This is a genomic window from Lutibacter sp. (assembly GCF_041555395.1).
In the GTDB taxonomy this organism is placed as follows: Bacteria; Bacteroidota; Bacteroidia; order Flavobacteriales; family Flavobacteriaceae; genus Lutibacter.
The window spans coordinates 1-8,502 of sequence record NZ_JBFFKM010000076.1 but is presented as its reverse complement, the minus strand read 5'-3'; the positions used below and the strand labels follow the sequence as shown (position 1 = coordinate 8,502).

Sequence of the window (8,502 nt, the reverse complement as noted above, 5' to 3'; positions counted from 1 at the left end):
TAAAGTATACATTGAAGAATTATTGCAGGCATTAAAAATTCACAAGATTGAATTTGTAATTGAACAGAATTATTATTTAGACTTAAAAAAACATATCAATATTTTAAAGGCCGAAACTTTTTCTACCCATACAGAATTGGACGCTTCATTTAATTTTATGTTTACACTTGGCGGAGACGGCACAATTTTGAGGGCTGTAACTTATATTAGGGATTCAAACATCCCAATAGTCGGTATAAATACTGGCCGATTAGGTTTTTTAGCCACCGTAAAAAAAGAGGAAATAGCGACTGCAATTGAACTGCTTTTACAAAAAAAATACCTTGTTCATAAACGCACTTTATTAAGCGTTACAACCACACCAAAAAATGAAGGTTTGACTTACCTGAATTTTGCTTTGAACGAAGTTTCCGTCAGCAGAAAAAATACGGCCTCCATGATTACTGTTGAAACCTATTTAGATGAAGAATATTTAACTTCCTATTGGGCCGATGGCTTAATCATTTCAACGCCAACAGGATCAACCGGTTATTCGCTAAGCTGTGGAGGACCAATTCTTATTCCTCAGGCCAAAAGTTTTGTGTTAACACCCATCGCACCGCATAATTTAAATGCAAGGCCTTTGGTAATTCCCGATGAAACCAAAATAAAATTAATAGTAAGCGGAAGGGAAAATAAATTTTTCCTATCACTCGATTCAAGAATCACAACAATCAACAGCAAAACGGAAATTTTCATAGAAAAATCGACTTTCACCCTGAAAATTGTAGAAATAAACCATCAAACTTTTATAAAAACCCTCCGTGATAAATTGCTTTGGGGTCAGGATGTAAGAAACTAACCTGCCCACAAAATCATAAAATAAACAGGATAATCAACCTGCAATATTTTCATTTAAAAACAGTTAATCAAAAAAGACGTTGCTAAACTTAAATAAGCAACTATAATTTTTTATATTTGCTGTCCATTTTATTTATGAAAAAATTTGTTTTATTCACCGCAATCATCTTAATCGCAATGTCTTCCAAAGCTCAAATTAATGAAGTTGGATTATTTGTTGGAGGAAGCAATTACATTGGAGACATCGGTCCTGAATATTATATAAATCCAAATAATATTATGGGAGGCGTTATTTATAAATGGAATTTGAACCCCAGAATTGCATTTAGAGGAACATTTACCTACGCCCAACTTTCTTCAGATGATGCTGACGCTACAAATAACGCACGTTATAATAGAGGGATGCGATTTACAAATAGCATAAAAGAACTGGCGATTGGTATAGAATTTAATTATTTTGAATACAATTTGGATGATTACAAGAAAACAAAAACGCCCTATTTATTGGTCGAATTCGCTGCTTTTAATTACAATGTTGTGAAATCTGAATCATCCCCAGGAAGCCAAAACTATAATTATGAATCAAAAACAGCCTATGCCATTCCTTTCGGAATAGGTTATAAAACAAAGCTGGTTTACGATTTCGCCATTGCCTTAGAAATAAGGGCCCGATATACTTTTGAAGATGATATAGATTATAATAACCAAGAAATAGATTTATTAAAATTTGGAAATCCGGCGAGTAACGATTGGTATATGCTAACAGGCATATCACTTGTTTACACTTTTGGAAGACCTCCTTGCTATGCAACCCCTTATTGATGAAAGACTATAAATCCCAAATAAATACAGACAAACTGCCAAACCATATTGCTATCATTATGGACGGGAACGGTCGCTGGGCCGAAATGAAAGGAAAACCAAGGGTTTTCGGTCATAAAAACGGCGTAACTTCTGTAAAAGAAGTTATTGAAGGATGCCGTGAAATTGGCGTCAATTATTTAACACTCTATGCTTTTTCAACCGAAAATTGGAACAGGCCTAAACTAGAAGTGAAAACGTTGATGGCTTTATTGGTGTCTTCCCTAAGAAAGGAACTAAAAACACTGGTCAAGAACAACATCAAATTAAAAACCATTGGCAATATTGAAAACCTACCGGAAAAAGCTCAGATAGAACTTGCAGAAGTTGTTGAAAAAACAAAAAATAACACCTCATTAACACTAACGCTTGCATTAAGTTACGGCTCAAGGGAAGAAATTGTTAATGTTATCAGAAATATATCAAAAAAAGTTGTTAATAATCAACTTGCCGTTGAAGAAATTAACGAAAATATTATTAATAATCATTTATATACGTTTTCTTTGCCGGATGTTGATTTATTGATTCGAACCAGTGGCGAAAAAAGAATCAGCAATTTTTTATTATGGCAAATTGCTTATGCCGAATTGTATTTTACCAATACGCTTTGGCCTGATTTCAGGAAAGAAAATTTGTTTAATGCAATAGTAGATTATCAACAAAGAGAAAGACGATTTGGTAAAATCAGCCAACAAATTGAAAAAATCAATGACTAAATTTAAAATAGCGCTATTACTTTTTACAATTATTTTATCAACTAATTCGGCATCCGCGCAAGAACAGCTAAAAAATAATTCAGAAAATATTCAAATAAAAAATGACACCATTATTAAGGATGTCATTGTTAATGACACTATAACTCCCATAACAGCAAACAATATTTTTGTTAAGGAAACGAATTATGAACTTGGTGGAATTACCATTAAAGGACTTCAAAAATTTGAAGAAGAAACCGTAAAAGTGTTTACCGGTTTAATCGTAGGACAAGAAATTAAACTTCCTGGAGATAAACTTACAAGTGCCATTAAAAAATTGTATGAAACCAAACAGTTTAGCAATGTGGAAGTTTATGTTTCAAAAATTGACGGAAATGTAGCCTATCTGGAATTTGAAGTTCTGGAATTGCCACAGCTTAACAATGTTACCATTCAAGGCGTTAAAAAAAACAAGGCGAAAGAATTACAAAAAGATGCCGAGCTTAAAAAAGGAGCCATGTTAACAGATAACTTAATGGTAACTTCAAAAAATTATTTCAAAAAGAAATATCAGGAAAAAGGTTATTTAAAAACAAAAGTAACCATCGATACCAAGCCAGATACCTCAAGCGTAAATACCGTTAACATGTTGGTTTTTATTGACAAAGGCGAGAAAATAAAAATTAAAAATATCAATTTTGAGGGTAATGAAGCTTTTAGTGATAAAAAGCTTAAGAAATCCATGAAAAAAACCAAGAAAGCAATCTTTGGCCGATTTTGGAAAAAATCAAAATATATTGAAGCTGATTTTAATGAAGATCTGGAAACTATTGTAACAACCTATAGTGAAAAAGGATATAGAGATGCCCGAGTTATTGATCATTCTCTAATTTTTAATGATGACAACACCATCAGTTTAGACATTAAAGTTGAAGAAGGAAAAAAATACATTTTCGGAGACATCCGATTTTTAGGAAACACCAGATATACAGATAATCAACTTCAAAGCATTTTAAGAATAGAAAAGGGTGATACTTATAATGGGAAAGTATTGAAAGAAAGAGTTACGGGCACCGGAAAACCAGATTCAGATGATATTACTACATTATATCAGGATAATGGCTATCTTTTTTCAAGAGTAATGCCCGTTGAAACAAGAATAAATAATGATTCTATTGATGTTGAAATCAGAATTTACGAAGATGCTCCAACACGTATTAAAAAAATTACCGTTAATGGAAATGACAGAACCAACGACCATGTAATTTATAGAGAAATTAGAACAAAACCAGGTTATCTATACAGCAAAAGCGATATTATCAGAACCATTAGAGAAATTGGACAATTAGGCTTTTTTGATGCTGAAGCAATAACGCCCGATTTAAATCCAAATTACCAAGACAAAACAGTTGACATTGATTATACCGTTGCTGAAAAAGGCTCCAGCCAAATAGAATTGCAAGGAGGTTATGGCGGCGGCTCCTTTATTGGAACTTTAGGATTGTCATTCAATAATTTTTCTGCCAAAAATATATTTAACGGGAAAGCTTATAAACCACTTCCAATGGGAGATGGTCAAACGCTGGCATTGCGACTTCAAAAAAGCAGGTATTATACCACTTCAAGTTTTTCATTTACTGAACCTTGGCTGGGAGGCAAAAAACCGCAATCATTGTCGTTTTCAATATACAATTCTAAACAATTTAGATACGATTACACAACCAATAAAGTTGATAAAGACCAGCGATTAAATATTGTGGGAGCAACAGTCGGTTTAGGAAGACGTTTAAGATGGCCAGATAATTATTTTACCTTGTCTCAAAGTATCAGTTACCAATTGTATGATTTAAAAGATTATCCAATTTCAACATTTTCATTCTCAACCGGGCAATCAAATAACTTATCATATAACATTACTTTAGGAAGAAGTTCGGCTGGTTCAAATCCGGTTTTCCCTACCTATGGTTCTGATTTTAGCATTGGCGCCAAAGTTACGTTCCCCTACTCTTTAGTAAACAATAAAGATTATTCAACTATTAATGACCAGGAAAAATACAAATGGCTAGAGTATTATAAAGCAAGTTTCAAAGGAAAATGGTACACTGCCTTAACGAATAAATTAGTGATCATGTCAAATGCGGAATTTGGTATTCTTGGACATTACAATAAAAAACTAGGAGACTCCCCTTTTGAAAGATTCTTTGTGGGTGGAGACGGGATGGCTTCATATCAATTGGACGGCAGAGAAACAATCGCTTTAAGAGGATATGAAAACGGACGTATCTCATCTATAGAGGGCGGTACTGTTTACAACAAATTTCAAATGGAACTTAGATATCCCATCACATTAAAACCATCAGCATCCATTTATGTTTTAGGATTTTTGGAAGCAGGAAACTCTTATGATGGATTTAAAAACTTCAATCCATTTGTATTAAAACGATCTGCCGGGCTTGGTTTAAGAATTTTTATGCCAGCATTCGGATTGTTAGGAATTGACTTCGCTAACGGATTTGACCCATTACCAGGACAAACAGCAAAATCAGGTTGGCAAACTCACTTCATAATTGGACAACAATTTTAACCAAAAAAAGTTATATTTGTGTATGAATAATTAAGTGGCACGATTTTTTCTAAATACATTTTAGTTATGACAAAGAAAATTTTATTATTTGCGTTTTTAATTTTGGGCTTCTCATCAATTGCACAAAAAGCTCAAAAAATTGGATTTGTTGATTTGGAATATATTCTGGAAAACATCCCTGAATATATGGAAGCCCAAACAAAAATTAATGCCAAAGCGATTACTTGGCAAAATGATATTGAGCAGCAACAAAAAGAAGTTGAAACTTTAAAAGCTGCATTAAATAATGAAAAAGCGCTTCTGACAAAAGCGTTAATAGAGGAAAAAGAGGAAGATATACAAATCAAGGAACTGGATTTAAAAAATTTACAAATTGCACGTTTTGGCACGAATGGTGATTTATTCTTTTTAAGACAACAATTGGTGAAACCGGTTCAGGATATTGTATACAATGCAATTCAGGATATTGCATCGAAAAGGAGATTTGATTTTGTAATGGACAAGTCGAGTTCTTTACTTATGTTATACACCAATAAGGAATTTGACATTAGTGAATTGGTGCTGAACAGCATTACAAGATCAAAAAAGGCAGATGCCTTAAAAGAAAAACAGAAAGAAACCGATGTTGAAAGTAATCTAGAAAATGAAGACACTATCAATGCCCAAAATAATAATGAAGCATTGCAAGAAAAAATAGATGACCGAGAATCAAAAAAAGAAGCGTTAAAAAAGAAAATTGAAGATCAAAAGGCAGAAAAATTAAAGAAAAGAGAGGAACAAAAAAAGGCTATTGAAGAAAAAAGACAACAAAGAATAAAACAAATTGAGGCGGCAAAAAAAGCCCAAGAAGAAAAAAAGGAAAATAATTAATTTAAACAACAAAGAAAAAATGAAACATTTTAAAACCTTATTATTAATTGCAATAGTTACTTTAGGATTCAACACTTTACAAGCTCAAACTAAAATTGGCCATATCAGCACTGATTTGTTAATAAGCCTTATGCCAGAGACAAAAACGATGAATGCTGAAATTGAAAAATTGAGCAAAACTTATGAAACTGAGTTAAAAGCAGAAGAATCAAAACTTGAAGCAAAATTAAAAAGATACGATGCTGAATCAGGTTCTCAAACTGATGACGTGAACCAACAAAGAAGTGTTGAAGTTCAAAAAGACCAACAAAATTTGTATCAGGCATCTCAAGTTGCAAGAGAAGATATTACTAACAGAAGAAATGAAATATTGAAACCTATTTTAGAAAAAGCAAAAAAAGCAATTGATGACGTTGCTACTGCACAAGGTTTTACTTATGTTTTAGAAGCATCAACTTTAATTGTAGCCAATGGAACAGATTTGTTGCCAGCAGTGAAAACAAAACTAGGTCTTAAATAATAACAATAATTAATTGTAAAAAATCCCGCTATTGCGGGATTTTTTTTTACTTTTATTCTAATGAAAAACAAACCCATCGGTATATTTGATTCAGGAATTGGAGGAACTTCTATCTGGAAAGAAGTGGTGAAACTGGTTCCAAACGAAAATACCATTTATTTGGCCGACAGTAAAAATGCGCCTTACGGTGAAAAGTCTTCCGAAGAAATTATTGCTTTAAGCATTAAAAATACCGAGTTGTTGATTTCAAAAGGATGCAAATTAATCATCATAGCCTGCAATACTGCCACTACCAACGCTATTGATTATTTAAGGGAAAATTATTCCGTTCCTTTCATTGGAATCGAACCCGCTATAAAACCCGCAGCCCTTTTAAGTAAAACCGGTGCTATAGGGATTTTAGCCACAAAGGGAACTTTATCCAGTAAATTGTTCGAAAAAACCACCAAGGAATACAGCAAAATTATTACGACGATTGAGCAGGATGGCGAAGGGCTGGTTCCTTTAATTGAAGAAGGAAAATTAAATTCCCCTGAATTAACTGAGTTACTTTCAACCTACTTAAAACCCATGTTAAACTTTAATATTGACCATTTGGTATTGGGCTGTACGCATTACCCTTATTTAATTCCTCAAATTAAAAAAATAATAGGCGATAATGTAACTATTATTGATTCAGGTGAAGCGGTTGCCAGGCAAACAAAAGCAATTTTAGAAAAACTCGACTTGCTTTCAACAGACCTGTCTAAAGGCAATCATCTGTTTTATATCAATGCTGAAACAAAAGTATTAAAAGAAATTTTAAGTGATGTATCTGTTGAATTCAAAGTTCAAAAATTGGATTTTTGATTTAGGGCTTTTGAATTATGAATTATGATTTTTTTACCACCAAACCTACCTACCACAAAAGTCATTTTTTTAAAAGAAAAGCGCGTTTGCATAGATGTTAAAATATTTTTTAACTTTAAGACCCTGCTGAACTTCCATGACAGGTGTTGACCGGTTTTATTAATTTTTTATTCTCATGATTTTTTACACACCCCTTGCCCCTCTCCTTTAGATTGGCATCATAGCATTTTAAGTTTAAAAAAATAAAATGATGGTTATTTCTCTCTGTTTTGATTGGAATTACCGAAAGAGGCTCCTTGAATTTCAAATTTTTTATCTTTTTGGTGTTTTTATTTATTTTAAATTTTTGAAGCCAAAAGTCCTGTTTTTTGACCCATTTTTTTTGATCAATTTTAACCCGAGTGTTATAGTCACTATAACACTACTATAACACTATGTACGGAGTATGTACGGAGTATCCTCCCTTTATCCTCCCATGAACCCCCATTAAGACTACTGTTGTGCCCGAAAAAAACGCTAAATTAGCTATTTCGGTAAATAGGCATACAGAAGGATCATCTGATGGTTTTTTTCTGTAAAAAGAATTCTTCCCTTGCGCCGGCTGGTATGTTCAATAGATTGCTGTTTTGAATGAAATATCATGTTTAGAACTTCATCCATTTCTTCTTTTTCTTTTTTGCATCGCCCAAAAAAGAAACAAAAAAGTCTAGTCTGATGATCTTATTCTGCAAAATTATTGAATTTTTGCCTTGCGCCAGCTGGCTCGATCGCTAAAAACAGCTACTCAACACGCCGGCTGGCTCCTGCGCTAAAAACATCCACTGGATGTTTTCTTTACGCTTGACCCTCTTTACGCTCCGCCCTACCCAGACCGCCTTCCCCTCTTCTTAACCAGCCACGAGGCTCTTTGGGTTGCAACATCAGCCAACGCTAAAAATTTCAATATTTTACGACGAAAAAAATCATAGGACGGTTTCTTTGGTTTTGGGTTTTGGGTTTTGGGTGTTGAGTTTTTGGTTTTGGGTTTTGGGTTTTGGGTTTTGGGTTTTGAGAATATAAACAAGTTTGAATCAGGGGATGAAAGGTTGTTATTTGTGTATAGCTAGTTCAGGACAAGACAACATATATCAGGGACGTACATATTTAAACTTTCAACTTTCAACTTTGAGCTTTTAGCTTCCTTCCTTATACCAACCCGCATACTTAACATAGTTATCGGCAATTCTGTTTATTTCCCCTGAAATTAATTCCTGGCTGATGTCCTTTATTTTTTTTGCAGGCAT

General features: G+C 33.4%; 7 protein-coding genes and 1 pseudogene. 7 read left to right on the top strand and 1 reads right to left on the bottom strand.

The window, feature by feature from the left end:
* The first annotated feature begins 10 nt into the window (after positions 1 to 10).
* From ABY285_RS11615 to murI, 7 genes are all read left to right on the top strand, one after another.
* Positions 11 to 841 (top strand): NAD kinase, encoded by an 831-nt coding sequence (locus ABY285_RS11615; RefSeq protein ID WP_372770232.1) that lies wholly within the window; start codon positions 11 to 13, stop codon positions 839 to 841.
* 134 nt (positions 842 to 975) lie between these two features.
* Entirely contained in the window at positions 976 to 1,662 is a 687-nt protein-coding gene (locus ABY285_RS11610) for a DUF6089 family protein (protein WP_372770230.1), read from the top strand.
* A complete protein-coding gene (locus tag ABY285_RS11605; protein WP_372770228.1) occupies positions 1,662 to 2,417 on the top strand; it encodes an isoprenyl transferase in 756 nt (251 codons plus the stop codon). Before ABY285_RS11610 ends, ABY285_RS11605 begins: the two co-directional genes overlap by 1 nt.
* Positions 2,410 to 4,980, top strand: coding sequence for an outer membrane protein assembly factor BamA (gene bamA / locus ABY285_RS11600; protein WP_372770226.1), 2,571 nt, complete (start codon positions 2,410 to 2,412; stop codon positions 4,978 to 4,980). The genes ABY285_RS11605 and bamA overlap by 8 nt, the downstream gene beginning before the upstream one ends.
* 66 nt (positions 4,981 to 5,046) lie before the next feature.
* On the top strand, positions 5,047 to 5,850 hold the full coding sequence (locus ABY285_RS11595; protein ID WP_372770224.1) for an OmpH family outer membrane protein: 804 nt from the start codon (positions 5,047 to 5,049) through the stop codon (positions 5,848 to 5,850).
* Positions 5,851 to 5,869: 19 nt separating this feature from the next.
* Entirely contained in the window at positions 5,870 to 6,370 is a 501-nt protein-coding gene (locus ABY285_RS11590; RefSeq protein WP_372770222.1) for an OmpH family outer membrane protein, read from the top strand.
* Between the two features lie 60 nt (positions 6,371 to 6,430).
* On the top strand, positions 6,431 to 7,219 hold the full coding sequence (gene murI, locus ABY285_RS11585; protein ID WP_372770221.1) for a glutamate racemase: 789 nt from the start codon (positions 6,431 to 6,433) through the stop codon (positions 7,217 to 7,219).
* A gap of 1,172 nt (positions 7,220 to 8,391) precedes the next feature.
* On the opposite strand, the pseudogene ABY285_RS11580 reads toward murI, so the two are convergent.
* A pseudogene (locus ABY285_RS11580) lies at positions 8,392 to 8,502 on the bottom strand (gamma carbonic anhydrase family protein); the annotation flags it as partial.